Genomic DNA, 22,928 nt, shown 5'->3' with positions numbered 1-22,928 from the left:
GGAAGGCGCACGGTCCGGGGCGTGGCGCAGTCTGGTAGCGCACCTGTTTTGGGTACAGGGGGTCGTAGGTTCGAATCCTGCCGCCCCGACCATTTCCACTCTTACACCGGCGTTCCGCCATAGTCGGTGTAGAGTCTCGAAAAATCCCTGTCCAATTCATCGCTTTCGATTGGAATCTTAAGTGTGCTTCCGCTTTTTTGGGGAACGATAAAAAACAATTCGGCATCCACACGGTAGCCTGCTTGATTCTTTGCTGAGCTTAGCCGCGTCACGATCTTCGGGAGATTTTGAGAATATCCATCAAAATTGAGAATCAGATAGGCTGTCGCCTCGGGCGAAAGTATCTCGCGGCATTCAAAACTGCTTGTCCCGGTTTTGACGAATTTGTCGCCAGGGCCAGCGCAGTCTGTCTTGAAGGAATTGAACAGGTTCTGCGGGTACCCATCGAATTGAGCGCTACGAGACGCAGGCGGAACGTCCTGTGCTGTGCAGGACACGATTAAGCCCATAATAGTTAACAACGAAATCAAACGCATGTTGAATAGATTTCCCATCCAGAAATGTCGTGATTTACAAACTATGGCACGCGCCACATTGCGGTGACGATGATTCTCTGAATATGTCCTTAATGCCGGACTGGTTGATCAATTTCCTCTAACTGTGGTGGAAAAAAAGAGAAATCACTCTGACGCAACGAACGTAGATTGATTGGTGTCCGGGGATAGGCCTGTGGAGGAATCGCGATCCGGCAAGAAACCGCCGGTTCGTCAGATCAGGTCAAGCTAAAAGATTCCAAAAATGACTGAAAAAGCCCGTTGACCATCTATGGGAATATACGTCAGATTGTATAGGCCGAAGGACGAGCCACTAAATCTGGTAGCAATAACCAGAAAAGGCATCGGACGAGGGACGGAATGCAAACCAGTATGACGTGAAACCGTATTTACGGTTCTGCGCTGTTATCGGCAGCGCTTGGTCCCTTGCGTCTCAATATTACGGCAGGGCGGGCGGCACACCGCGACATCAAGATTTTGTGCCGGGTACTAAAATTTGGACAGATCGTAGCTGGGGCAGCGGACATGAAAATTGAAAGAAAATTCACCAAACCTGGACAGGATGCATATGCCGATCTGGATTTTGTGTCCGCAACATCCGAGATTCGCAATCCGGACGGTACTATCGTTTTTCGTTTGGACGAAATCGACGTTCCCGCGAAATGGAGCCAGGTGGCCAGCGACGTCATCGCCCAAAAGTACTTCCGCAAGGCTGGCGTTCCATCAAAACTGAAGAAGGTCAAAGAAAAGGACGTTCCTGAATTCCTGTGGCGTTCGGTCCCCGCAGATGGCGCTGAATTTGATGGTGAGACGTCTTCGAAACAGGTGTTCGATCGCCTTGCAGGTGCATGGGCCTATTGGGGTTGGAAGGGCGGCTATTTCTCGACCGAGGAAGACGCGCGCGCCTATTTCGACGAGATGCGCTATATGCTGGCGACCCAGCGTGCTGCACCGAACTCGCCGCAATGGTTCAACACGGGTCTGCACTGGGCCTATGGCATCGATGGCCCGGCGCAGGGTCACCATTATGTCGATTACAAAACCGGCAAGCTGACAAAATCGAAATCCGCCTACGAGCATCCGCAACCGCACGCGTGCTTCATCCAGTCCGTCGATGATGATCTGGTGAACGAAGGCGGCATCATGGACCTATGGGTGCGTGAGGCGCGCCTGTTCAAATACGGCTCGGGCACCGGGACCAACTTCAGCCACCTGCGCGCAGAAGGCGAGGCGCTGTCGGGTGGCGGTAAATCCTCGGGCTTGATGGGCTTTCTCAAGATCGGCGACCGCGCCGCTGGCGCGATCAAATCAGGCGGGACAACCCGTCGGGCAGCAAAGATGGTGATCGTCGATGCAGATCACCCGGACATCGAGCAATTCATCGAATGGAAGGTGATCGAAGAGCAGAAGGTGGCCTCGATCGTTGCCGGATCAAAGATGCACGAGAAGATGCTGAATGGCATTTTCGAGGCCATCCGCAGCTGGGACGGCGCGCAGGATGATGCGTATGATCCCAATAAGAATGACAGCCTGAAGAAAGCGGTTCGCGAGGCGAAAAAGGTTGCGATCCCCGAGACTTATATCAAGCGCGTGCTGGATTACGCCAAGCAGGGCCACGACAGCATCGAATTCCCGACCTATGACACGGACTGGGATTCGGAAGCCTACAGCTCGGTTTCTGGCCAGAACTCGAACAACTCGATCCGCGTGACCAACGCCTTTCTGACTGCCGTTGAGAAAGACGCCGATTGGGAACTGATCAACCGTACCGACGGCAAGGTTGCTCGCACCGTCAAGGCACGCGATCTGTGGGAGAAAGTCGGCCACGCAGCATGGGCCTGCGCCGATCCGGGCATCCAGTTCCACGATACCGTCAACGAATGGCACACATGCCCCGAAGACGGTGAGATTCGTGGATCGAACCCGTGCTCTGAATACATGTTCCTCGATGACACGGCTTGCAACCTGGCGTCGATGAACCTGCTGACCTTCCTTAAGGATGGTGAGTTCCAGGCGGCGGATTACATGCACGCCTCGCGGCTGTGGACCCTGACGCTGGAAATCTCGGTGACGATGGCGCAGTTCCCGTCGAAGGAAATCGCGCAGCTGTCCTATGACTTCCGCACGCTGGGTCTAGGTTATGCGAATATCGGCGGCCTTCTGATGAACATGGGCTACAGCTATGACTCGGATGAGGGGCGGGCGATCTGTGGCGCGCTGACTGCGATCATGACCGGTGTGGCCTATGCGACCTCGGCGGAGATTGCAGGCGAGCTTGGCCCGTTCAAAGGGTATGAGCGCAATGCAGACCACATGCTGCGCGTCATTCGTAACCACCGCCGTGCGTCACAAGGTGTGACCGAGGGTTATGAGAAACTGGCAGTCAAACCAGTTCCTCTGGATCACGGCAACTGCCCGGATAAACGTCTGGTCGATTTGGCCATGTCCGCTTGGGATGAGGCTCTGAGCCTCGGCGAGAAGAACGGTTATCGCAATGCCCAGGCCACTGTTATCGCGCCGACCGGCACCATCGGTCTGGTGATGGACTGCGACACAACCGGGATCGAGCCTGATTTTGCGCTGGTTAAATTCAAAAAACTGGCCGGTGGTGGCTACTTCAAGATCATCAACCGTTCGGTGCCTTCGGCGCTCGAGAAGCTCGGCTATTCCTCGGCTCAGATCGAAGAGATCGTGAGCTACGCGGTTGGTCACGGCACCATCGGCAACGCGCCGGGGATCAATCACACTTCGCTGACCGGTCACGGCTTTGGTCCGAACGAACTGGCGAAAGTGGACGCCGCGCTGGAAAGTGCTTTTGATATCCGGTTCGTCTTCAACCAGTGGACACTGGGCGAGGATTTCTGCACTGGCGTTCTTGGCATCCCGGCGACCAAGCTGAACGATCCGACCTTCGATCTGCTGCGCCATCTGGGCTTTACCAAGGCGGATATCGACGCAGCGAACGACCATGTCTGCGGAACCATGACACTGGAAGGCGCGCCGCATCTGAAGGAAGAGCACTACTCGATCTTCGACTGCGCCAACCCGTGTGGCAAGAAAGGTAAGCGTTTCCTTGGGGTTGATAGCCACATCACCATGATGGCTGCAGCGCAGAGCTTCATCTCGGGCGCGATCTCGAAGACGATCAATATGCCGAATGACGCCACCATCGAGGATTGCCAGAAGGCTTATGAACTCAGCTGGTCGTTGGGTGTGAAGGCGAACGCACTCTATCGTGACGGCTCGAAACTGTCTCAGCCTCTGGCCGCGGCACTGGTTGAGGACGACGACGAAGCAGCAGAAGTGCTGGAAAGCGGTTCGACGCAGGAAAAAGCCGTCGTTCTGGCCGAGAAGGTAATCGAGAAGGTCGTGGTCAAGGAAATGATCCGCAGCCATCGCGAGAAACTGCCGCATCGCCGCAAAGGTTATACCCAAAAGGCGATCGTTGGCGGCCACAAGGTCTATCTGCGCACCGGTGAGTTCGAAGACGGCAAGCTGGGTGAGATTTTCATCGACATGCACAAGGAAGGTGCTGGCTTCCGAGCGATGATGAACAACTTTGCCATCGCCGTGTCAGTCGGTCTGCAATACGGCGTGCCGCTGGAGGAGTTTGTCGACGCCTTCACCTTCACCAAGTTCGAACCGGCGGGAATGGTTCAGGGCAACGACTCGATCAAGAACGCAACGTCGATCCTGGATTACATATTCCGTGAACTGGCCGTGTCCTATCTGGACCGCACCGATCTGGCCCATGTGAAGCCAGAAGGCGCAACCTTCGATGATTTGGGTCGGGGCGAAGAAGACGGTCTTTCGAATGTTTCAGAAATCAGTGAAACTGCGGCGACCAAGTCATTGGAAGTGTTGAAACAAATCAGCTCGACCGGCTATCTGCGTAAGCGTCTGCCACAGGATCTGATGGTCTTCAACGGTGGTCAAGCCGACGTGACCGGTATGGCGGAGACCGCAACGACATTCGAAGCTCCTGCTGAAACGGCGGTTGCGACAGGAATGGACGCCCGCACCAAAGCAAAGATGCAAGGATACGAGGGTGATCCCTGCGGGGAATGTGGAAACTACACGCTGGTGCGCAACGGAACCTGCATGAAGTGCAACACTTGCGGTGCGACAAGCGGGTGTAGCTGAGTTTAGCGCCCCGGCAACCCGGGGTGCAGGGGTCGGATAGCTGCCACAGGTACCGACCCCGACGAATACGGAGCAAGGCGCTGAGACTTACCATCGATGCCTTGGTCCACTCGGCCGACATGCCCGTGTTGGCCGGGAACAGGGTGGGGCGGAATATTTGCTCCCTCCCACTCTCTCACGGGGCGGGTGCGCTCGTCCCATGCGCAGTCCAGGCCGCAGGCAAAAAAACACCGGGCGGTCAACGAAATGAGCCTGGAAGGCGAAACTGACAGGGGGCTTCGGCCCCCTTTCTTTTTTCAAGTGCGAGTCGGTTTTTGAGCAGGGGATTGCCAGATTATCTTGCCCGGGTCGGGCAAGAGTTGCCGAAACCTGTGTGGGCCATTTTGCCCGGCAAACCTCCGCAGATGCGACTCGGACAAACACGCAGAGATTGGCTCGAATGGAGCAAAATCAATCTGAGCGGGTGACTTATCCTTTGGGTGGCTTTCTTTTGGCGCTCGTCCGGACACAAACACTTAAGAAAACTCACTCAGGAGGCAAATATGAAACCGCAGAAATTGGCCGTAATCTCGGCGCTGGCCCTTGGACTGCCGACATTGGCGTTGGCCCAGAACGCAGCTGACACCAACGGCGATGGCGTGCTGACAATCGACGAGGTTCAGGCCGTTGTGCCAGAAGTTGACGCCGAGGGTTTCGCGCAGATGGACGCAAACGGCGACGGCGCGCTTGATCAGGATGAGATCACAATCGCCCAACAGGCAGGACTGTTGCCGCCCTCCAACGGTTGATCCACTTAGAAAAATGGCGGCCCGATTTATTCGGGCCGCTTATATTTCAGTAGGTTACGCAGGCAAGTGAATGTTAAACCTATCGCGGAGTTCGGCATCCAGCAGAGGATCAAATCTGGCCGGCGATGGCACCGCCAGAATCTCATCTTTCCGTTTCACCGCTTTCTCGATCAGATCAGGTTTTCCAAGTTCAACCCATTCTTTTGGAGACGAACGGTCGCCAAAGGTTGGATAGACGTAGTCCGCCTGCATACGGCCCAGTGTCGCATCTGTCCCTAGATAGTGACCGGGGCCGCCCATGCAGACCTCGGCCATCTGATCCAGCGCCAGAGTTTCATCCGACACTTCGATTCCACGTACGCAGCGCTGCGCTTGTCCGATCAGATCGTCGCTTAGGATTAAGCTCTCATGGCAGAAGCCCAGCAGTGAGGCGTGCATGCCTGCGGCCTCATAAACCATATTCAGGCCCGAAAGTCCGGCCATGACGTTCGAGCACATCTGTTCCCAACCGGCCTGCATATCAGGCAGTTTCGCGTCCGATGCTCCCGCGGCGGCTCCGCCAGGCAGGTCATAGAAATGGTGCATTTGGGCGCAACCAGCGGTCAGCAGGGCTTGTTCCCCAGAGCCGATAGACATTGCACCGGTGCGCAGATCCAACCCAAAGGGCCAGGTGCCAAAAATCGCAGGCGCACCGGGCTTTACGGCGTTTACATAAACCAAACCGGCCAGACATTCAGCCGTGGCTTGCGTTATCGCCCCGGCAACTGTCGAGGGCGCTGTGGCTCCGGCCATGCCGGCGGACAGCAGCAGAACCGGCATGCCAGCCCTGATGCATTCCTCCATCACCTCGCAGCTTTCGGTGGCGAATTTCATCGGTGGTACAACAAAACAGTTGGAGTTGGACATGAAAGGCCGTTCGCGCCACTTGTCCTCTCCGCCTGCAATCATGTGCAGCATTTCGATCGCGGGTGCGACATGGCTGGGTTCAGTAAAGGACGTGCCGATGTGTTTGAACGTACCGGAAGTGGTGGCGTAGACCGTGTTCAGGTCCATCTCGAGGTTGTCCGCAATATCGCGACACACCATAGGACGTTGAACAAAGTGAATGTTTTCAAGCTGTTCACAGATGCGGGAGGCATCGTGGAGATCCTGAAGGGTCGAATCACGATATTCCTGCCCGTGCACATCGACCATGCTGACCGCCGCCCCGGCCGTTCCATAGTGAACCCGGTTTCCCGACAGCTCCAGATCGGACTTTCCATCCCGGCTGTACAGCGTGACCGAACGATTTGTTTTGGCGATAGTGTCTTCGACCAATGCACGCGGGAAGCGGATGCGGCCATCGTCGCCTAGGGAACAACCGGCGGCCACCAGATAATCGATCCCGCTTTGTGGCGCATCGGCAAGTCCAATAGTTTCCAGCGCAGTCAACGCGGCCTCATGGATACGCTCAATCTGGTGCTGAGTCAGAACCTTCAGCGTTCCACCCTCCATGCCAGGTCGAATAGGGCGCAAATGCTCTGGCAGTGCCGAGGCGCGGGCTGCACGGCGCGCAGCGCGTCCACCGCTACGGGATGAGTTTCGGGTTTGTTCGTTCATTTTGGAATCCGGTCGAAGAAATGCGTATTGGGTTGAGTGAACTCAGACCGCCGCTGGTCGCCCTCGTGCCGCACGTCCACGATCCGCTCCGATGGTGCGGCTAACGAGACGTATTTTCCAAACTTCGTTGTGCATTGTGTTCCAATCTAACTGAGCTCATAGTTTCAACGCTCAGCGTCACAATCTGTTCTGTTTGCGACCTGCAAATGAATTTCCGCGCAAAAATTTCACCGGCGATGGGAATAGGTTAAATTGATATACAGAAATGTTTTTTTTCCGTTACGCTAAAAATCTGTTAACCTATCCCTAGTTAATTTTGAGACAACTGTTGGTTTGAATTGGAAGTAGGTGCGGATTTTCCTTCTGTTGGTTATCGCCGCATTCTTTTATGGACCGCTTCTGGTTTATTGGAGGGCTTGATGAAGTCAACGATTGCCGCACTCGTCATCGCGCTGTTCGCAGGTGTCGGGCCGGTATTGTCGGAAGATTGGACCGGAGCATATGCAGGTTTCAGTTTCGGCTATGCGGATGTTGATGGATCGGGCAATGCTGGCGGAAGCGATGTCGGTTTTGGCCCTGTGATCGGATACGACTACGATTTTGGAAATTTCGTGTTGGGTGGTGAACTCGAATACAACTGGCTCAACCTTGATCTTGGCCAGTCGGAAGGCAGTTTAGACAGCATGTCGCGTTTGAAATTACGTGGGGGCTACGATTTCGGCTCTGCACTGGGATACGTCGTCGTCGGCGCAGCGCGGGCTAGCACATCGGGCGATAGCGACACGGCAGCGGTATACGGCATCGGTGTGGCTTATCCTCTGGGTGATCGCTTCGTGATCAGCGGCGAGGCGTTAAGACAGGATTTTGAGAATGTTCCTCAGTCAGGAGGGAATCTTGACGCAAACGTCTTCAACCTGCGCACTACATTCCGCTTTTAACAAACGCTTTAGGTAGGTTGAATAAACCACTTCGCGCTCTTCAAAACCACCAATCAGATACGATTGGTTAAGGTTGCTTGAACTTTCTTGGGGAGCGACGTGCGTATGATATCGTAGGATGATTCAAGGCGGTGGCGCATTTCTTCAGATTCTGTTGACCAGGGCAGACGAACCCAACTGCGATGGAAGTATGGTGCCTTGATCCCAACTCCAGCATCGATCAGCATTTGAGCTGTCTCAATGTCAGGTGTCTTGACTGACACCCCATCCCCGACTGAGCCGACGCAGGCGAACATCTTGCCGCCCACTTTCCAGGCGTCGTGACCTCCGCCCCAAGGATCGGAAAGCTCGGCCCCGGGCAGTTCAGCGCAAATGGAATTGACGTATTCACGGCTCATGAGAGGCAGAGTGCCGATACGGCTGGTAAAACTCAAGACTTGGCTCAGCGTAGAACTCGTGCTACCCACGGCGCATGAACCAGAAAACCTGCATCATTATCTGCTGCATTACCTGCTGATTTATCAAGCGGGCCGGTTTCTTTCGTTTTCATCCCTGAGACAAGTTGCTAAGCCCGCGCCAACGCGTGACGAACATGCTGTTTCAGGAGCACGACCCGATGACGACGATCAAACTGCACAACACGAGGACACGGACGAAAGAGGATTTCGTGCCGATCGATCCAGGCAATGTGCGGATGTATGTCTGTGGTCCGACGGTTTATGACCGCGCCCATCTTGGGAATGCGCGGCCCGTGGTGGTGTTCGACGTGCTCTATCGTTTGCTGCGGCACGCTTATGGTGCGGATCACGTGACCTATGTGCGCAATTTCACCGATGTGGACGACAAGATCAACGCCACTGCTTTGGCGCGCAAACAGGCCGGAGCAGAAGGTACGCTGGAGCAGTTGGTTCAGGAGCGCTCGGACGAGACCATAGGCTGGTACTTGCATGATATGGGCGCGCTTGGGGCGATGGAGCCGAATGCAATGCCGCGCGCCACGGAATATATCGCGCAGATGGTAGCAATGATTGAGGACCTGATTGCCAAAGAGCATGCCTATGCTGCTGAGGGTCATGTCCTGTTCGCGGTGGACAGTTGGAAAGAAGACTATGGTAGGCTGTCTGGCCGCTCGGTCGATGACATGATTGCCGGTGCGCGGGTTGAAGTCGCGCCTTACAAGAAAAACCCGATGGATTTCGTGCTGTGGAAGCCTTCGTCCGATGAGTTGCCTGGCTGGGACAGTCCTTGGGGACGCGGGCGTCCGGGCTGGCATATTGAATGCTCGGCTATGAGCTATGAGCTGTTGGGCGAGAGCTTTGATATTCATGGCGGCGGCAACGATTTGATGTTCCCGCATCATGAAAATGAGATTGCTCAGAGCAAATGCGCCCATCCGCATGGAGAATTCGCGCGCGTCTGGATGCACAATGAGATGCTGCAGGTCGAGGGCAAGAAGATGTCCAAGTCGCTGGGCAATTTCTTCACTGTGCATGACCTGTTGGAGCAAGGTGTGCCGGGTGAAGTGATCCGGTTTGTATTCCTTCAGACACACTATCGTAAGCCAATGGATTGGACCGAGAAGAAGGCGCGTGAGGCCGAGGCGACGTTACGCAAGTGGCGGGCGCTGACGTCGGGTATCGAGCCCGCCACCACCGCGGCACCTGCGGTCATCGATGCGCTTTCGGATGATCTGAACACGGCAGGTGCAATCGCGGAACTCCATCGGCTCGCGGCCGAGGGAGAGGCCGCATCACTGTTGGCAAGTGCTCAAGTGGTCGGGCTGTTGGTCGACGAGATGGGTGCTTGGGCAGAAAGTGCTACGATCGACCTATCTTCCCACGCGGAAAAACTTGCCGATGCGAGGGCGTTTGCTATGCAGAGCAAGGATTTCTCTGAGGTTGATCGTCTTAAGGCAGCATATATCGCTGCAGGGCTTGAGGTTCGGATGAGCAAGGATGGTGTGGAGTTGGTACCCGGCGCCGGGTTCGATGCCACCAAGCTGGAGGGGGTCGAATGACCAAGGAACGCCTTTATCTCTACGACACCACCTTGCGCGACGGGCAACAGACGCAGGGCGTGCAGTTCTCGACCGCTGAGAAAGTGCAGATCGCGCAGGCGTTGGATGGGCTGGGTCTCGATTATATCGAAGGGGGTTGGCCTGGGGCGAACCCGACCGACAGTGCGTTTTTTGAGAGCGCTCCCAAGACCTCGGCCCGTATGACCGCGTTTGGGATGACCAAACGCTCTGGCCGGTCGGCAGAGAATGATGACGTTTTGGCGGCCGTCATGAATGCCGGAACGCCAGCCGTTTGTCTGGTGGGAAAGTCACATGATTACCATGTGACTCATGCGCTTGGCATCTCGTTGGAGGAAAACACTGAGAACGTAAGGGCTTCGGTCGCGCATATCGTGGCGCAGGGGCGTGAGGCCTTGTTCGATGCCGAACATTTCTTTGATGGCTATAAGGACAACCCGGAATATGCGGTTGAGGTCTGTCGTGCAGCGCTTGACGCCGGTGCACGGTGGGTCGTCTTGTGCGATACCAATGGCGGCGCGTTGCCCGCCGAGGTCGGGCGGATCGTGTCTGAGGTGATTGTTGCCGGTCTGCCAGGGGATCGTTTGGGTATTCATACCCACAACGATACTGAAAACGCGGTCGCCTGTTCGCTGGCCGCTGTGGACGCTGGCGCGCGGCAGATCCAGGGCACTCTGAACGGGTTGGGTGAGCGCTGTGGCAATGCTAATCTGACCGCTTTGATCCCGACGCTGATGCTGAAAGAGCCCTATGCTTCACGCTATGAGGTTAACGTGAAGCCCGAGGCTTTGGCTGGGCTGACCCGGATCAGCCGGATGTTGGATGACATCCTGAACCGCGTGCCCAGCAAGCAGAGCGCCTATGTCGGCGCGTCGGCGTTCGCCCATAAGGCCGGGCTGCATGCCAGCGCGATCCTCAAGGATCCAACGACCTATGAGCATATCGATCCTGCAAGCGTCGGGAATGCGCGCATCATTCCGATGTCTAACCAGGCTGGTCAATCGAACCTGCGCAAACGTCTGACCGATGCGGGATTGGCCGTTGAGGCGGGTGATCCGGCATTGGGACGCATCCTTGAGCGGATCAAACTGCGCGAGGCCGAGGGCTATTCCTATGACACCGCGCAGGCCAGTTTCGAGCTGTTGGCGCGGGATGAGTTGGGGCAATTGCCAGAGTTCTTTGAAGTCAAGCGCTATAAGGTCACCGTTGAGCGCCGCAAGAACAAATACAACAAGATGGTTAGCCTGTCAGAGGCGGTTGTTGTTGTGAAAGTGGATGGCGAGAAGAAGCTGTCGGTCAGTGAGTCGCTGGATGAAAGCGGCAGTGATCGCGGCCCGGTGAACGCGCTGGCAAAGGCTTTGGCCAAGGATTTGGGGCAATATTCGCAGATACTGTCGGATATGCGGCTGGTCGACTTCAAGGTGCGCATCACTCAAGGCGGGACCGAGGCGGTGACTCGCGTGATCATCGATAGCGAAGACGGGCAGGGACGGCGCTGGTCCACTGTCGGTGTCAGCGCGAACATAATCGATGCCTCGTTCGAGGCGCTATTGGACGCGATCCAGTGGAAACTGGTGAACGATTGCGCCCCGCAGTCCGCGGCAGCCGAATAAGGTGGAGTTCGACGACGACATCAAGGCTTGTGCAGCGCTGGTGCATCGGGCCGATCCCGATCGCTTTATGGCGGCCATGGCCGCACCGGTCGAGGCACGGGCTGTCCTGTTCCCGATCTATGCGCTGAACGTCGAAGTGGCCCGCGCTCCATGGGTGACTCAGGAGAGCATGATCGCTGAGATGCGGCTGCAATGGTGGCGCGATGCCTTGCAGGAAATTGCCGAAGGTCCATCCGTGCGTCGGCACGAGGTTGTCACGCCGTTGTCGCGTATTCTCTCACCGCATCTGGCGGCGAAATTGGATGAATATGTCGCCGTAAGGCGTTGGGATATATACCGAGATCCGTTTGAGGATGAGGAGCATTTTGACTCCTATATCGATCACAGCGCCGGATCTTTGATGGTTGTGTCGGGGCAGGCCTTGGGTGCGTCGGATGAGACTGTTCTTCGAAATTTTGGTTATGCGGCCGGGATTGCGAATTGGATGCGTGCTATTCCCGAGCTCGAGTCGCGAGGTCGTATCCCATTGTTAGATGGCACACAGGATGGTGTTCGGACCTTAGCGCAGAAAGCGTTGGACCGGCTGGCGCGTGCGCGATCTGCGCGTGGCGAAATATCGGCGGCAGCACGGCCAGCACTCTTTGCAGGGTGGCAGACAGAATGGGTGCTGCAGGCGGCCTTGGCACGGCCAGAACGTGTGGCTGCGGGTGCCTTAGCGCAGGGCGAAGTTCGCCGTCGGTTTTCTTTGATGAAGACAGCCGCGACAGGGCGCTGGTAAGTCAGGCAGTTTGAGGGTCTGACGGCCTTAGCACCAGCCACAACAGCGCGCCTCCTGCCAGTGTCAGCAGCGGGATCATTGCTAAATTCACGGCTGTCCAGCCCTCGACCGCTGAGCCGCCCGAGCAATTCATCAGCCCGCCGGACGCCAACGACGCAAAGGTGACGCCGCCAAAGACCATAAGGTCGTTCAGGCCCTGCATCCGCCCGCGCTCGTGCACTTCGTGCGAGTCGGCGAGCATGCTGGTGGCGCCGATGAATCCAAAGTTCCAGCCGATTCCCAGCAGGATGAGGGCGACGAAAAAGTTACCCAGATCTACACCCTGCAGGGCAACAAGGCCCGCGCCGCCGAGGATGGCCAGACCAAGGGCCACGATCTTTTCAACGCCAAATCTTGCAATTAGGTGGCCGGTGAAAAAGCTGGGAATATACATCGCCAGTACGTGGCTGGTTACGATATCCGCGGCATCACCTTCGGTATATCCGCATCCGACAACAGCCAACGGTGTCGATGTCATCACAAGGTTCATAAGCGCGTAAGAAACCATCGCGCAGATGATCGCCACTGCGATACGCGGGGTTTTTAGCAGCTCCAGCCGCGTACGGCCCTTGGGTTCATCCTCGGTAGGTTTGGGTGGAGTGGGAATATCAAGAAAGAAGAAAAGGGCAGAACCCAGTATGTTGATTGCAATCACAGCCAAATAAGTGCCCAGAAACGGGATCACATAGGCTTGCGAGGTCAGCTTTACGATCTGTGGTCCAATGATGGCCGCCGCGAGCCCCCCGGCCATGACGTAAGAAATTGCCTTGGGCCGGAACGCATCAGAAGCGGTGTCGGCTGCCGCAAAGCGATAGAAGCCATGTGCGCTCATATAGATGCCGGTCAGGAAGCTGCCAACAAGGAACACAGGGAATGAGCCGAGATAGAGGCCGTAAGCCCCGATAATGCCACCGGTAGCACCGGCTGTGGAGCCTACAAGGAATCCTGCGCGGCGTCCCCAGCGTTGCATGATGGCCGAGATCGGAGTGGCCGCCAGCATCGAACCCAGAACGATCAGTGAAATCGGCAGCGTCGCGAGGCAGGCGTTGCTGGCCAGCGATTGCCCGGCCAATCCGCCGACAATGAACATGATCGGCATCTGCGCACCCAAGATCGCCTGAGCCGCCACCAGAACGGCGACGTTTCGTTTGGCCTGACTGTCGTCGGGGGTGGCAGCAATCATTGTCATGGGCGAATGGTTATCTACGATTGAGACTAGGCACAAGCGGCTTGCATATGCGGCACATCCGCCTAACGTGCGGACGAGGATCACTTATCGGAGAGCGCATGTCCGTCGGACGCATCATCGAAACCCCGGACTGCGTGAGTGAAGGGGCCGAATGGCTGGCAGGGACCTGCCCCCGTATGGCCTATGCGATGGAGCAAACCGGCCCTCTGCCGCTCAGGCGCAAGCCTGACGGGTTTGCCCAACTGCTCAGCGCCATTGTCAGCCAACAGGTCAGCGTGGCCTCGGCAAACGCGATCTGGAAGCGGTTGCAGGACGCAAAACTGACCGGCCCGCGCAAGATCATTTGGGCCACGGATGATGATCTGCGGGCGGTGGGTCTCAGCCGTCAGAAAATCCGTTATGCCCGCGCCTTGGCCGAAGCGCGGATCGACTACAAAGCACTGCGTGATGCCCCGGATGACGAGGTGGTCGCAATTCTGACCGAGGTACCGGGAATCGGTGTCTGGAGCGCCGAGATTTATGCCATGTTTTCGCTTGGTCGCGCTGACGTGATTGCGCCGGGTGATCTGGCGCTGCAGGAAGCGGCTCGAATTCTTTACGACCTGCCAGAACGACCAAAAGACAAAGAGTTACGTCAGATGGCTGAAGCATGGTCGCCCTGGCGATCGGTTGCGGCCCGGGTGTTGTGGGCCTATTACCGGGTCGCAAAAGACAGAGAAGGGATCAGATGACACGAGTTTTGAATGCGCTCCGAAAAGAGCCGGTTTCGGGGGATACACGCTCGGTCGTTGTGTTCGTTCATGGTTATGGCGCCAACGGGGCTGACCTTTTGGGGCTGGCCGATCCGCTGGGGGAACATCTGCCGGATACTCTGTTCGTGTCACCCGACGCGCCGGAACAGATCCCAGGTATGCCCAATGGGTTTCAATGGTTTCCGATTCCGTGGATTGATGGCTCGTCCGAAGAAGAGGCCCGCCGTGGTATGGAAATGGCCGCCGAGGATTTCAACGCGTTCCTCGACGCGCTGATGGTTGACGAGGATGTCCTGCCCGAACAGGTTGTGCTGTTCGGTTTCAGCCAGGGTACGATGATGAGCCTGTATGTCGCCCCGCGCCGTGAAGATCCTGTGGCCGGAATTGTCGCGTTCTCGGGTCGGTTGTTGGAACCTGATTTGTTGCCGGACGAAACCGTCAGTCGGATGCCGGTGCTGCTGGTGCATGGCGATGCCGATGATGTGGTGCCGCCGCAATCGCTGCCTGAGGCGGCTGAGGCGTTGCAGGCCGCTGGTTTCAAAGAGGTCTACGCCCATGTGATGAAAGGCACCGGCCACGGGATCGCTCCGGATGGCTTGAGTGTTGCACTGGCCTTCATGCGGGATAAGCTCAGCCTCTGATCTCTGGGCGTCTACTAAAGGAGCATTTGATGCTGATCGTGACAGGTATTGTGGAAGTTGCCGAAGAAGGCGTCGAAAAAGCCTCGGTTGCTGCGCAGAAAATGGTCGCGGAAACCCTGAAAGAGCCAGGATGCATGATCTATGAGTTCAGCCAAGTTCTGGGCCATGCGACCCGGTTTCGGGTTTATGAAGAGTGGCAGGATCAGACTGCGCTGGAAGCCCACTTTGCGACCCCGCATATGGCCGCGTTTCAGGCTGAATTGGGTGAGGTCGGCGTGACCTCAAGCGAGATCTACCGCGTGATCGGGGGCGAAAAGCAGCCGCTGCGCTAGCCGGTCAGTCCCACAACCAACCTTCTGAGAACTCGACCGAATTGCCCGCCGGGTCTCGCACATACAGCGACAAGGCCTCATTGGGCCAGTCAAATTCGGCGTCGATAGGGATGTTCCAGTCCAACAGGTGCTTGCGCATCACTGCGATCTCGTCGCGGGTGAGGACAAGACATACGTGACCGGGGCCGCGAGCGCCATGTGGTGGGACCGGAAGTTCCGGGTTGCTCGGCGGTTTTTCGGTCTCGTCGGCAATGAACAACAACAGGACTGACCCGCCGATCCGATAGAAGACATGGCGGTTGGTTGCGCGCTGAATCTTTTCGAGGCCCAGTATTTGACCGTAGAAATCCTCGGCCGCGTCCAGATCGTCGACATAAAGTGCGGCTTCAAGGATCGCCGACGGGGCAGGAATGTCTGGTGTGACTTTCATGCCGTAAGTATATCACATCACGCAGTTTTTGTCATCGGCGCGGACGTCGGTCGCGTTTGCGCGCTGGCGCTGCACTTATAGAAGGCATCGGCAGGCTGCCCCACTGACCAGGGTCGAGGCCGTCCAAATACCAGTCGCCGATCCGTGCACGGATCAGGCGCAGGGTTGGATGTCCGACTGCTGCGGTCATCCGGCGAACCTGACGATTGCGGCCCTCGCGTATGGTCAGTTCGACCCAACTGTCCGGTACGGTCTGGCGGACACGTATCGGCGGGTTTCGCGGCCATAAGCCTTCGGGCTCGTCAATCAGACGGGCTTTGGCAGGGCGTGTCAGCCCGTCCTTTAGCTCAACCCCATCGCGTAGTGCCTTCAGCACGGCCCCATCCGGGATACCCTCGACTTGAACCCAGTAGGTCTTGGCCATCTTGTGCTTGGGATCGGATATCTGTGCCTGCAACTTCCCATTGTCGGTCAGCAGCATCAAACCCTCGCTGTCCCGATCCAAACGCCCGGCAGGATAAACGCCGGGCAGATCGATGAAATCCGACAGCGTGCTGCGAGGTGAATCCGCATTGGCGCGGTCTGTGAACTGCGGCAACACATCATAAGGTTTGTTAAAGCGGATAAACCAGGACATGCCCCCGCCATACCGCCCAGACCACGGCAGCGCAACCTGTGGATAAATGTTACCTAACTGTTACGGAATCGGCCTAAGCATTACTCGAGATGTTGTGTAAAATCGGGACTTGTCAGAGTTTTAACACGATATATAGTTAAGTTAAGGCCGGGGCGGGTGTTCCCCGCTCTGATGTCACAAACGGGCAGTACAGAGCGAGGAGCGATTCTGTTATGGACGGAGACTTCAGGACCGAATTTGTCAGGGAACCCGGTGCGCTAAAGCATCATCCGGCATTGGTTCTGAACGCCGATTATCGCCCGCTGTCGTATTACCCGTTATCCCTGTGGCCCTGGCAAGAGGCGATCAAGGCGGCCTGGTTGGACAGGGTGGATATTGTGGCCGAGTACGACGAGGTCGTCCGAAGCCCGAGCACCGAAATTCGAATACCTTCGGTTGTTGTCCTGAAAGATTATGTAAAACCCAGAAAGCGCGTGGCCTTCACGCGCTTTAATTTATTTTTGAGGGACGAATTCAAATGCCAGTACTGCGGAGGCCGCGGAGAACTGACCTTCGATCACGTCGTCCCGCGCGCTGCCGGAGGTGTGACCAGTTGGCAGAACGTCGTGGCAGCCTGCAGCCCATGCAATCTGCGTAAGGGGTCAAAGTCGCTTCGGCAGGCCAGAATGTCTCTGAGCAAACCGCCGCGTCAGCCGGACGCTGAAGCTCTTAGAAATATTGGCCGTAAGTTTCCACCTAACCATCTGCATGATAGCTGGATTGATTTTCTATACTGGGATGCCGAATTGGATCAGCAATAACACCTAACGCACGCGCCAAGCTGCGATCCAGACCAGGACCAGACCCGCCGAGATCAATCCATTCCAACCGGCCATTGATATCCCGAACATTTCCCATGGAATTTCATCACAGCGCGCTAATGGGGCGGACATGATCTGGTTCATCAGCTCTTCGGCGCTGAGGCCTCCAATATCACCAGAAGTGCATGTTGATGGGCCTTCCCACCAGCCTTGTTCGACACCCGCATGATAGAATCCAACCCCTGCGGTTGTGGCTGCCGCAAGGGCTCCCAACAGGGGCAATGGTCGAATGCCCGGAAAGGCGAAAGCAAGCACACCCAGAACGATCGCCGCGCCGTGCGGATAGCGTTGCCAGATGCACATTTTGCACGGCGCCAACCCGCCGATGTATTGAAATCCCCAAGCACCTAGCAATAGGGCGGCCGAACCTGTGGTTGCAATAAGTATGAGCGTTTTCTTGGTCATAGGTATTTCACAATAAGGAAGCCACCAAACAGCAGCACGATGAACAAGGTGAACATCAGACCCAACCGCTTTTCGATGAAATCGCGGATTGGCTCACCAAATTTCCACAGCAGTCCGGCAACAAGGAAGAACCGCAATGCGCGTGCCAGAATCGAAGTGGCAATGAAAGTCCCCAGCGGCATCCCGGTCCAACCGGACATGATTGTGATGACCTTATAGGGGAACGGAGTTACCCCAGCTGCGAGCACGGCCCAGAAACCGAAATCGTTGAAGCGGGTGTTAAATTCTTCCATCGCGTGGGCCTTGCCCATGGCTTCGAGAATTGGCTGCCCGAGGCTCTCGTAGAAGAATGCCCCGATGGCGTAACCCAGCATTCCGCCCAGTACAGATGCCACTAAGGCAACGGTGGCGATCAGCCAGGCGCGCGATGGTCTCGCGATGATCATCGGAATCATCAGGACGTCGGGTGGAATCGGAAAGAAGGAGCTTTCAACAAAGGCCACAATGGCCAGTGCCCACAGCGCATGAGGATGTTCGGCCAGACGAAGGGTCCAGTCATAAAGTGGTCGTAACATAAAGAACCGTTGTCCTGATAACTGTTGTTGCAAGGCAAACCACGCACCTGCCTGACCGTCAACCTCCGTCGCCGAAACAATCGATGCTCTGGTTGTTTTTTGCCTCTGGACCTTCCTGCGCTTGAGCGCTAATCCATTGTCCGTGGCCCAAGTGGCGGAATGGTAGACGCAGGGGATTCAAAATCCCCCGGTAGTGATACCGTGCCGGTTCGAGTCCGGCCTTGGGTACCAAAGTAAAAACAGTAGGTTAGGGGAACCGGCCTGCTGTTTTTTCTTTTTGGGGATTTTGTTTTGTCACAGAGAAACCTCGCATTCCTGCGCTAGTCGGTAATTTGGCGATATCAAGATACATTATTCAGTGACCGGTTAGACGTTCAGAAAAATCGAATCTTTTGAGTATTCGGTAAATATCTTATTTTGTTTGGTATTCGTCGTATTGGTTTGAGTATCGAATGCTCTCGATGGGCATCTCGACAGATCTTCAAGGGTAGTTGGTTCTTATTCAATACCCGGTCATTTCCAGATACCCCCGTCCTAAATGGCTGCCAGAGATCGTGACAGGGCCTTCCCAATACTCGAACCGAGTCCCCATCCAGGCTTTGGGCGTAAGGGCCGATACAACTACATCAATACCTTTCTCAGGTAGTGATATTTGCCATCTGGTAGGTATTTCGCGCTGAGCGATGCGGTTTGTTTCTAGTGGTGTCAATAGTACCGAACCGTCCGGCAGAGATGTTGTTTGCCCATCCGCCTCGATCCATGTGGCGGCTGTGAAATCCCCACGTTCCCCACGCAGGCGAAACGCCATCAATTTGTCGCCGTTGTCAAAGCTGAGCGAAAACCAGTCCCAACCGCTTTGATCTTCGGCCAATGGTTGCGAGGACCATTCGCGGTCCAGCCAGCCCTGCCCAGTCACTTCGATGTCTTGGTCTGGTAGGTGAAGGATACCTTCTACTGTGTAGAATGGCTGTGAATAGTAGAAGCTGGCCTGACCATCGGCAGATTTCACCGAATAACCCCTGTCCCCGTGGAGCACCAACGGGCCTTGCGCTTGTAGGCTTAAGTCGTAACCAAAATCTGATCCTGACGCGCTCAGACTCAATTGGGTTAAATCACCTCCACGCATATGCCACTCGTCGATCCAGGCTTCGAAAGGTTGGGCGGTGACACCGGCCTGTCCGATACCTCCACGGGATAGCCGTTCCGCGAAATAGTGCGTGTCTGATGTTGTTACTGCTGCGTGACCCATCCAGATCTGAGGGCTCTGCCAGCCCTCTGTCTCAGTTGGTTTCAGGGCCGACCGGAATAAAGTCCATTGAACACCATAGTCATTGCCTTCTGCGTCTTTGAGATTTGCAGTCAGATACCACCATTCAATCCGGTAAGAAGGGTGCGGGCCGTGATCTTTCGGGAACTGGAATTGGTAACCTGCTTCAGGCCGCGTAAACCCTTCGGCATTACCTCCCAGTCCGGCATAGCCTTGTGCCCAACTGGCTATGGGGAATATTAAGAATAGGAAGAAAGCTCTAACGTTCATTGGCAAAAACCTGTAGCAAAGCCGCAGGTGGTAGGCGGAGTAGTCGCCAGGCAGGCCAAGCGGCGGCAAGGGTTGCGGCAATCAATGTCAGCAGAAACAGCGCCAGCCAATCACCCGGAAACAGATGCATAGGCAGACGCCAACCGAATGCCTGTACGTTAATCACGGCCAACAATACCCAGGCCAATATCAGCCCAAGTGGCAAAGCCAGACAGGCAGTTAAAGCAGCAAGCAGGGCGCTGCGCAAAAGTTCCAGCTGGGCAAGTTTCGAACGTGTCAGGCCCAACGCCCAAACCGGCGCGACCTGAGGCAAGCGTTGGGTCCACAACGTCAGCAAACTGGTCAAGATCGCAAATCCTGCGACGCCTAAGGTCAGCACGTTCAGGGCTGAGGTGATGACAAAGGTTTTCTCAAAGATAGCAAGCGACCGGGCCTTCATGGCAGCTTGTTGCACCACGGCCGTGGGCGACAGTTCAAACTGGGCACGCAACGCTTGCGCCAACTCCGTGGCTTTCTCTGGCGCAATGCGGATTCCAAAGCGCCGGGTTTCCGTATCCGGAGCTATCCGATCCAACATTGGCATTGATACGATCGCCTGTCCGGTTGGGTTCCCGTAGTCGGAATAGACCCCGCTTATGGTCAGAACGTGCTCTGGCGTGATCGCGACCGTATCTCCCGGCCACAAATTCGCGCGGCGGGCAAGTTGTTCGTTGATCAGAATTGCGCCCCGGTTCAGGACGCTGTCCCAGACATCAGGTTCTTTGGCGATCAAGGGCCAGTTTCGGCGATAGCTTTGGTGATCAACGATCCCATACAGGAAAAGCGGTCCGGTTTCATGCGTTATCTCGGTGCTGCGGATCGGAAGGATTGCTGAAGTTCTTGGTGCAAGCCATTCAGTAATAGCCTCAGCTTGGGTTTCATCCTCAGCGGTCACGTAAAGCTCCGAAGTTAGACGTTGATCCAGCCATCCGGTGAAGGTCAGACGGAAACTGGAAACCATGGTTCCGACTCCGATATTTGCCGCCAGTGCCAGCAATAGGGCCATTAGCGCCAAGGAAAGGCCGGGCAGTTGCGCGCGCATATCGGCAAGGACCCATTGTGTGACTGGCTTTTTTGCCTTTTGGGTCAACAAGCCCAACACAGCCGAAATGAAAAGTGGCAGTACCAATGCAGCCCCAGTCAGTACCCCGGCGAGCAGTGCAAATCCGGCAATAAGTCCGCCGAAAGTAAAGTAGGCAATGATACCCAAAGCAATCAAAGCGAATCCAATTCCGCCAGAAATCCAGGCAGATATCTTTCCGCCTCCCCAGGCCTGCAAGCCGGGTCCGGCGAGTATGGGCATGCGGGAAAGCCGCCAGAGCGCTTGCCCGCTTGCAGCCAGAGTGCCACCTGTTGCCATGGCAAGACCTGCGGCGACCCATTGAGGGCGCAGTGACATTTGCCCGTCGATTGGTGCCCCGTAGAGGCCGCGTAAGGTCGAAGCAACGTCTGGAAGAAGCGCACCGGCCAGGAAATATCCCAGCACAAGCCCGAATAGACCTCCGATCAGAGCCAGCAACAAAAGTTCACCCAGAACAATCCCGATCAGGTTCCGCATTGGAAGACCCAAGGCCCGTAATGTTCGGATTGTGCCGCGCCTTTGCGCGAAAGCAAGGCCGACAGTACCATGGACGATGAACAAGCCAACAGCGAATGACAGCAGACCAAAAGCGGTCAGGTTCAGGTGAAAACTGTCAGTGAGTTGGGCGGTATCCAATTGTGAAGATGGTGCAATACGCTGCAGTTCAGGTGCGATTTCCGACAGAGGTGGCAATTTGCGAGGCTGATCCGGCAAAATTTTCAGTCGGGATATTTGATTGGGGCGGTTGAGCAGTTGCTCGGCTACTCCGATATCTGTCAGGATCAGATCAGGCGGTAGCGCGCCGCTGGTGAGAATTGGTGGAAATCGGCCAGCGGGTTGAAGTACCTGCGAAAGTTGAGGTGACATCAGCAGTCTTCCCGGAGCTGTCAGCATATCAGCCGGGTCTGGCGCATTGGTGCTTTGTTCGAGTTGCAGAATGGCGGGCAGGGCAGGATATGTGACCATATCCACGCCCATTAGGCGTATTGAACGTCCATTTACGCGCAGTGTGCCCTCGAGCACCGCGGCCACCTGCCAGCCTGCGCGCCTGAGTTCCGTATATCGCGACAGAGGGATCATGGACCCGGTCGCGCGCAGCTCGTCAAACTGTCCAATGGCAAGCTGTGCGCTGGCGCGCTCATAACTGGCACGCGCTTCAGCGTTGATCGCTTGTACCGCCGACCAGAGGCAGGTCGCCAGCGCGATGCCGGTCAGAAGGGTCAGCAACTGCAATGGGTGCGCCCGCCAATGGGACAGCAACGCCTGGACTGCAGCGCGTGTCATTCGATCCGTCCGCCCGTCAAATGGGCACGACGGTCCAGTCTGCTGGCGATCTCGTTCGAGTGGGTGACCAGCAAGAGGGCGGCCCCTGTATCGGCCACCAATGAAAGCATCAGATCCAACACTACCGCGCTTGCTGTCTCATCCAGATTACCTGTCGGTTCATCAGCCAGCAGTAAACGCGGCCGGATGGCCATGGCCCGTCCGATGGCAACGCGCTGTTGCTGCCCACCCGATAGCTGTTCAGGGTAGCGGTTCCGCAGATCGGCCAGTCCAAGACGCTTGGTCAGATGCTCGATCCACTCTGGGTCCTCATGTTCAGCAAGCCGCGCGTGGATTGAAAGGTTTTGAGCGATGGTCAGCGACGGGATCAGATTATACTGTTGGAACACCAATGACAGCGTATTTCGGCGCAAGGCAGCACGCTCAATGTCATTCAGAGACGACATGGGCCTTCCATCTAGGTTGATTTCCCCGCCATCGAACCCATCCAAAGCGGCAACCAAGTGCAGCAAAGTGCTTTTGCCGCTGCCGCTTTCCCCGGTCAGCGCCAGGGTCTGGCCTTGTTCCAAGGTCAGCGAGACATCATTCAGGACCGGGCGTCCGCCGGGATAGGATTTTTGGACGTGATCAATCGATAGCAACATTTGAACACTCATTCGTTCTGTCACAATGTGCAGCG

The 22,928-nt window shown here is 56.3% G+C and carries 21 protein-coding genes and 2 tRNA genes; 12 read left to right on the top strand and 11 right to left on the bottom strand.

The window, feature by feature from the left end:
• The first annotated feature begins 15 nt into the window (after positions 1 to 15).
• Positions 16 to 92, top strand: a tRNA-Pro gene (locus ACR0JR_RS03045).
• A gap of 9 nt (positions 93 to 101) precedes the next feature.
• On the opposite strand, the gene ACR0JR_RS03040 is transcribed toward ACR0JR_RS03045, so the two are convergent.
• Positions 102 to 536, bottom strand: a complete 435-nt coding sequence (locus ACR0JR_RS03040; protein WP_170539912.1) for a hypothetical protein — start codon at positions 534 to 536, stop codon at positions 102 to 104.
• A gap of 543 nt (positions 537 to 1,079) precedes the next feature.
• Between ACR0JR_RS03040 and ACR0JR_RS03035 the strand changes: the two genes are divergently transcribed.
• Together ACR0JR_RS03035 and ACR0JR_RS03030 are read left to right on the top strand one after the other, a co-directional pair.
• Positions 1,080 to 4,697, top strand: coding sequence for a vitamin B12-dependent ribonucleotide reductase (locus ACR0JR_RS03035; RefSeq protein ID WP_480454959.1), 3,618 nt, complete (start codon positions 1,080 to 1,082; stop codon positions 4,695 to 4,697).
• A gap of 542 nt (positions 4,698 to 5,239) precedes the next feature.
• Positions 5,240 to 5,485: an EF-hand domain-containing protein gene (locus ACR0JR_RS03030; protein WP_170539906.1), complete on the top strand. Its 246-nt coding sequence runs from the start codon at positions 5,240 to 5,242 to the stop codon at positions 5,483 to 5,485.
• Positions 5,486 to 5,539: 54 nt separating this feature from the next.
• On the opposite strand, the gene ACR0JR_RS03025 is transcribed toward ACR0JR_RS03030, so the two are convergent.
• Positions 5,540 to 7,084, bottom strand: a complete 1,545-nt coding sequence (locus ACR0JR_RS03025; protein WP_170778490.1) for a trimethylamine methyltransferase family protein — start codon at positions 7,082 to 7,084, stop codon at positions 5,540 to 5,542.
• Between the two features lie 419 nt (positions 7,085 to 7,503).
• On the opposite strand from ACR0JR_RS03025, the gene ACR0JR_RS03020 reads away from it, so the two are divergent.
• A complete protein-coding gene (locus ACR0JR_RS03020) occupies positions 7,504 to 8,022 on the top strand; it encodes an outer membrane protein (RefSeq protein WP_480454958.1) in 519 nt (172 codons plus the stop codon).
• A 53-nt stretch (positions 8,023 to 8,075) separates the two neighbouring features.
• Here ACR0JR_RS03020 and ACR0JR_RS03015 read toward each other — a convergent pair whose 3' ends face one another.
• Positions 8,076 to 8,420 carry an MmcQ/YjbR family DNA-binding protein gene (locus ACR0JR_RS03015; RefSeq protein ID WP_170779289.1) on the bottom strand — a complete coding sequence of 115 codons (345 nt, stop codon included), beginning with the start codon at positions 8,418 to 8,420 and terminating at the stop codon, positions 8,076 to 8,078.
• Between the two features lie 218 nt (positions 8,421 to 8,638).
• Between ACR0JR_RS03015 and cysS the strand changes: the two genes are divergently transcribed.
• Genes cysS through ACR0JR_RS03000 form a run of 3 tightly spaced genes read left to right on the top strand, consistent with a single transcriptional unit; the run spans position 8,639 to position 12,448 of the window.
• Complete coding sequence (gene cysS / locus ACR0JR_RS03010; RefSeq protein ID WP_480454957.1) at positions 8,639 to 10,039, top strand: cysteine--tRNA ligase; 1,401 nt, start codon at positions 8,639 to 8,641, stop codon at positions 10,037 to 10,039.
• Positions 10,036 to 11,670, top strand: coding sequence for a citramalate synthase (gene cimA, locus ACR0JR_RS03005; protein ID WP_480454955.1), 1,635 nt, complete (start codon positions 10,036 to 10,038; stop codon positions 11,668 to 11,670). Before cysS ends, cimA begins: the two co-directional genes overlap by 4 nt.
• Position 11,671: 1 nt before the next feature.
• Entirely contained in the window at positions 11,672 to 12,448 is a 777-nt protein-coding gene (locus ACR0JR_RS03000) for a squalene/phytoene synthase family protein (protein WP_480454954.1), read from the top strand.
• Between the two features lies 1 nt (position 12,449).
• Here ACR0JR_RS03000 and ACR0JR_RS02995 read toward each other — a convergent pair whose 3' ends face one another.
• The gene (locus ACR0JR_RS02995) at positions 12,450 to 13,676 is read right to left on the bottom strand and encodes an MFS transporter (protein WP_480454953.1); all 1,227 of its coding nucleotides are present in this window, start codon (positions 13,674 to 13,676) and stop codon (positions 12,450 to 12,452) included.
• 98 nt (positions 13,677 to 13,774) lie between these two features.
• Here ACR0JR_RS02995 and ACR0JR_RS02990 point away from each other — a divergent pair, with 98 nt between their 5' ends.
• The 3 genes from ACR0JR_RS02990 to ACR0JR_RS02980 are packed head-to-tail and all read left to right on the top strand — an operon-like array spanning position 13,775 to position 15,401.
• Complete coding sequence (locus ACR0JR_RS02990) at positions 13,775 to 14,407, top strand: DNA-3-methyladenine glycosylase family protein (protein WP_480454952.1); 633 nt, start codon at positions 13,775 to 13,777, stop codon at positions 14,405 to 14,407.
• Positions 14,404 to 15,069, top strand: coding sequence for an alpha/beta hydrolase (locus ACR0JR_RS02985; protein WP_480454951.1), 666 nt, complete (start codon positions 14,404 to 14,406; stop codon positions 15,067 to 15,069). The genes ACR0JR_RS02990 and ACR0JR_RS02985 overlap by 4 nt, the downstream gene beginning before the upstream one ends.
• A gap of 29 nt (positions 15,070 to 15,098) precedes the next feature.
• Complete coding sequence (locus tag ACR0JR_RS02980; protein ID WP_170774106.1) at positions 15,099 to 15,401, top strand: putative quinol monooxygenase; 303 nt, start codon at positions 15,099 to 15,101, stop codon at positions 15,399 to 15,401.
• A gap of 4 nt (positions 15,402 to 15,405) precedes the next feature.
• On the opposite strand, the gene ACR0JR_RS02975 is transcribed toward ACR0JR_RS02980, so the two are convergent.
• Positions 15,406 to 15,831 (bottom strand): VOC family protein, encoded by a 426-nt coding sequence (locus tag ACR0JR_RS02975; RefSeq protein WP_480454950.1) that lies wholly within the window; start codon positions 15,829 to 15,831, stop codon positions 15,406 to 15,408.
• Between the two features lie 31 nt (positions 15,832 to 15,862).
• Positions 15,863 to 16,468 carry an rRNA large subunit pseudouridine synthase E gene (locus tag ACR0JR_RS02970; RefSeq protein ID WP_480454949.1) on the bottom strand — a complete coding sequence of 202 codons (606 nt, stop codon included), beginning with the start codon at positions 16,466 to 16,468 and terminating at the stop codon, positions 15,863 to 15,865.
• Positions 16,469 to 16,680: 212 nt separating this feature from the next.
• Between ACR0JR_RS02970 and ACR0JR_RS02965 the strand changes: the two genes are divergently transcribed.
• Positions 16,681 to 17,268 (top strand): HNH endonuclease, encoded by a 588-nt coding sequence (locus ACR0JR_RS02965; RefSeq protein WP_480454948.1) that lies wholly within the window; start codon positions 16,681 to 16,683, stop codon positions 17,266 to 17,268.
• Positions 17,269 to 17,271: 3 nt separating this feature from the next.
• Here the strand turns inward: ACR0JR_RS02965 and ACR0JR_RS02960 are convergent, their stop codons facing one another.
• Together ACR0JR_RS02960 and ACR0JR_RS02955 are read right to left on the bottom strand one after the other, a co-directional pair.
• Positions 17,272 to 17,733, bottom strand: coding sequence for a disulfide bond formation protein B (locus ACR0JR_RS02960; RefSeq protein ID WP_480454947.1), 462 nt, complete (start codon positions 17,731 to 17,733; stop codon positions 17,272 to 17,274).
• Positions 17,730 to 18,308 (bottom strand): YqaA family protein, encoded by a 579-nt coding sequence (locus ACR0JR_RS02955; protein WP_029621823.1) that lies wholly within the window; start codon positions 18,306 to 18,308, stop codon positions 17,730 to 17,732. Before ACR0JR_RS02955 ends, ACR0JR_RS02960 begins: the two co-directional genes overlap by 4 nt.
• 145 nt (positions 18,309 to 18,453) lie before the next feature.
• Between ACR0JR_RS02955 and ACR0JR_RS02950 the strand changes: the two genes are divergently transcribed.
• A tRNA-Leu gene (locus ACR0JR_RS02950) sits at positions 18,454 to 18,539 on the top strand.
• A 271-nt stretch (positions 18,540 to 18,810) separates the two neighbouring features.
• Here the strand turns inward: ACR0JR_RS02950 and ACR0JR_RS02945 are convergent.
• From ACR0JR_RS02945 to ACR0JR_RS02935, 3 genes are read right to left on the bottom strand one after another with little or no spacing between them, the layout of a single operon-like run.
• Positions 18,811 to 19,845 (bottom strand): lipocalin-like domain-containing protein, encoded by a 1,035-nt coding sequence (locus tag ACR0JR_RS02945; protein WP_480454946.1) that lies wholly within the window; start codon positions 19,843 to 19,845, stop codon positions 18,811 to 18,813.
• A complete protein-coding gene (locus ACR0JR_RS02940; RefSeq protein WP_480454945.1) occupies positions 19,835 to 22,249 on the bottom strand; it encodes an FtsX-like permease family protein in 2,415 nt (804 codons plus the stop codon). Before ACR0JR_RS02940 ends, ACR0JR_RS02945 begins: the two co-directional genes overlap by 11 nt.
• A complete protein-coding gene (locus ACR0JR_RS02935) occupies positions 22,246 to 22,893 on the bottom strand; it encodes an ABC transporter ATP-binding protein (protein ID WP_480454944.1) in 648 nt (215 codons plus the stop codon). The genes ACR0JR_RS02940 and ACR0JR_RS02935 overlap by 4 nt, the downstream gene beginning before the upstream one ends.
• Positions 22,894 to 22,928: the final 35 nt, after the last annotated feature.

The organism is Ruegeria sp. AA3 (assembly GCF_056542905.1).
The sequence above is the reverse complement of the archived record's forward strand: the minus strand, read 5'-3'. Positions and strand labels throughout refer to the sequence as shown.

Coding starts and splice junctions, on each gene's coding strand:
- ACR0JR_RS03040 (WP_170539912.1), bottom strand. CDS start 536: ATGCGTTTGATTTCGTTGTTAACTATTATGGGCTTAATCGTGTCCTGC.
- ACR0JR_RS03035 (WP_480454959.1), top strand. CDS start 1,080: ATGAAAATTGAAAGAAAATTCACCAAACCTGGACAGGATGCATATGCC.
- ACR0JR_RS03030 (WP_170539906.1), top strand. CDS start 5,240: ATGAAACCGCAGAAATTGGCCGTAATCTCGGCGCTGGCCCTTGGACTG.
- ACR0JR_RS03025 (WP_170778490.1), bottom strand. CDS start 7,084: ATGAACGAACAAACCCGAAACTCATCCCGTAGCGGTGGACGCGCTGCG.
- ACR0JR_RS03020 (WP_480454958.1), top strand. CDS start 7,504: ATGAAGTCAACGATTGCCGCACTCGTCATCGCGCTGTTCGCAGGTGTC.
- ACR0JR_RS03015 (WP_170779289.1), bottom strand. CDS start 8,420: ATGAGCCGTGAATACGTCAATTCCATTTGCGCTGAACTGCCCGGGGCC.
- cysS (WP_480454957.1), top strand. CDS start 8,639: ATGACGACGATCAAACTGCACAACACGAGGACACGGACGAAAGAGGAT.
- cimA (WP_480454955.1), top strand. CDS start 10,036: ATGACCAAGGAACGCCTTTATCTCTACGACACCACCTTGCGCGACGGG.
- ACR0JR_RS02995 (WP_480454953.1), bottom strand. CDS start 13,676: ATGACAATGATTGCTGCCACCCCCGACGACAGTCAGGCCAAACGAAAC.
- ACR0JR_RS02990 (WP_480454952.1), top strand. CDS start 13,775: ATGTCCGTCGGACGCATCATCGAAACCCCGGACTGCGTGAGTGAAGGG.
- ACR0JR_RS02985 (WP_480454951.1), top strand. CDS start 14,404: ATGACACGAGTTTTGAATGCGCTCCGAAAAGAGCCGGTTTCGGGGGAT.
- ACR0JR_RS02980 (WP_170774106.1), top strand. CDS start 15,099: ATGCTGATCGTGACAGGTATTGTGGAAGTTGCCGAAGAAGGCGTCGAA.
- ACR0JR_RS02975 (WP_480454950.1), bottom strand. CDS start 15,831: ATGAAAGTCACACCAGACATTCCTGCCCCGTCGGCGATCCTTGAAGCC.
- ACR0JR_RS02970 (WP_480454949.1), bottom strand. CDS start 16,468: ATGTCCTGGTTTATCCGCTTTAACAAACCTTATGATGTGTTGCCGCAG.
- ACR0JR_RS02965 (WP_480454948.1), top strand. CDS start 16,681: ATGGACGGAGACTTCAGGACCGAATTTGTCAGGGAACCCGGTGCGCTA.
- ACR0JR_RS02960 (WP_480454947.1), bottom strand. CDS start 17,733: ATGACCAAGAAAACGCTCATACTTATTGCAACCACAGGTTCGGCCGCC.
- ACR0JR_RS02955 (WP_029621823.1), bottom strand. CDS start 18,308: ATGTTACGACCACTTTATGACTGGACCCTTCGTCTGGCCGAACATCCT.
- ACR0JR_RS02945 (WP_480454946.1), bottom strand. CDS start 19,845: ATGAACGTTAGAGCTTTCTTCCTATTCTTAATATTCCCCATAGCCAGT.
- ACR0JR_RS02940 (WP_480454945.1), bottom strand. CDS start 22,249: ATGACACGCGCTGCAGTCCAGGCGTTGCTGTCCCATTGGCGGGCGCAC.
- ACR0JR_RS02935 (WP_480454944.1), bottom strand. CDS start 22,893: ATGTTGCTATCGATTGATCACGTCCAAAAATCCTATCCCGGCGGACGC.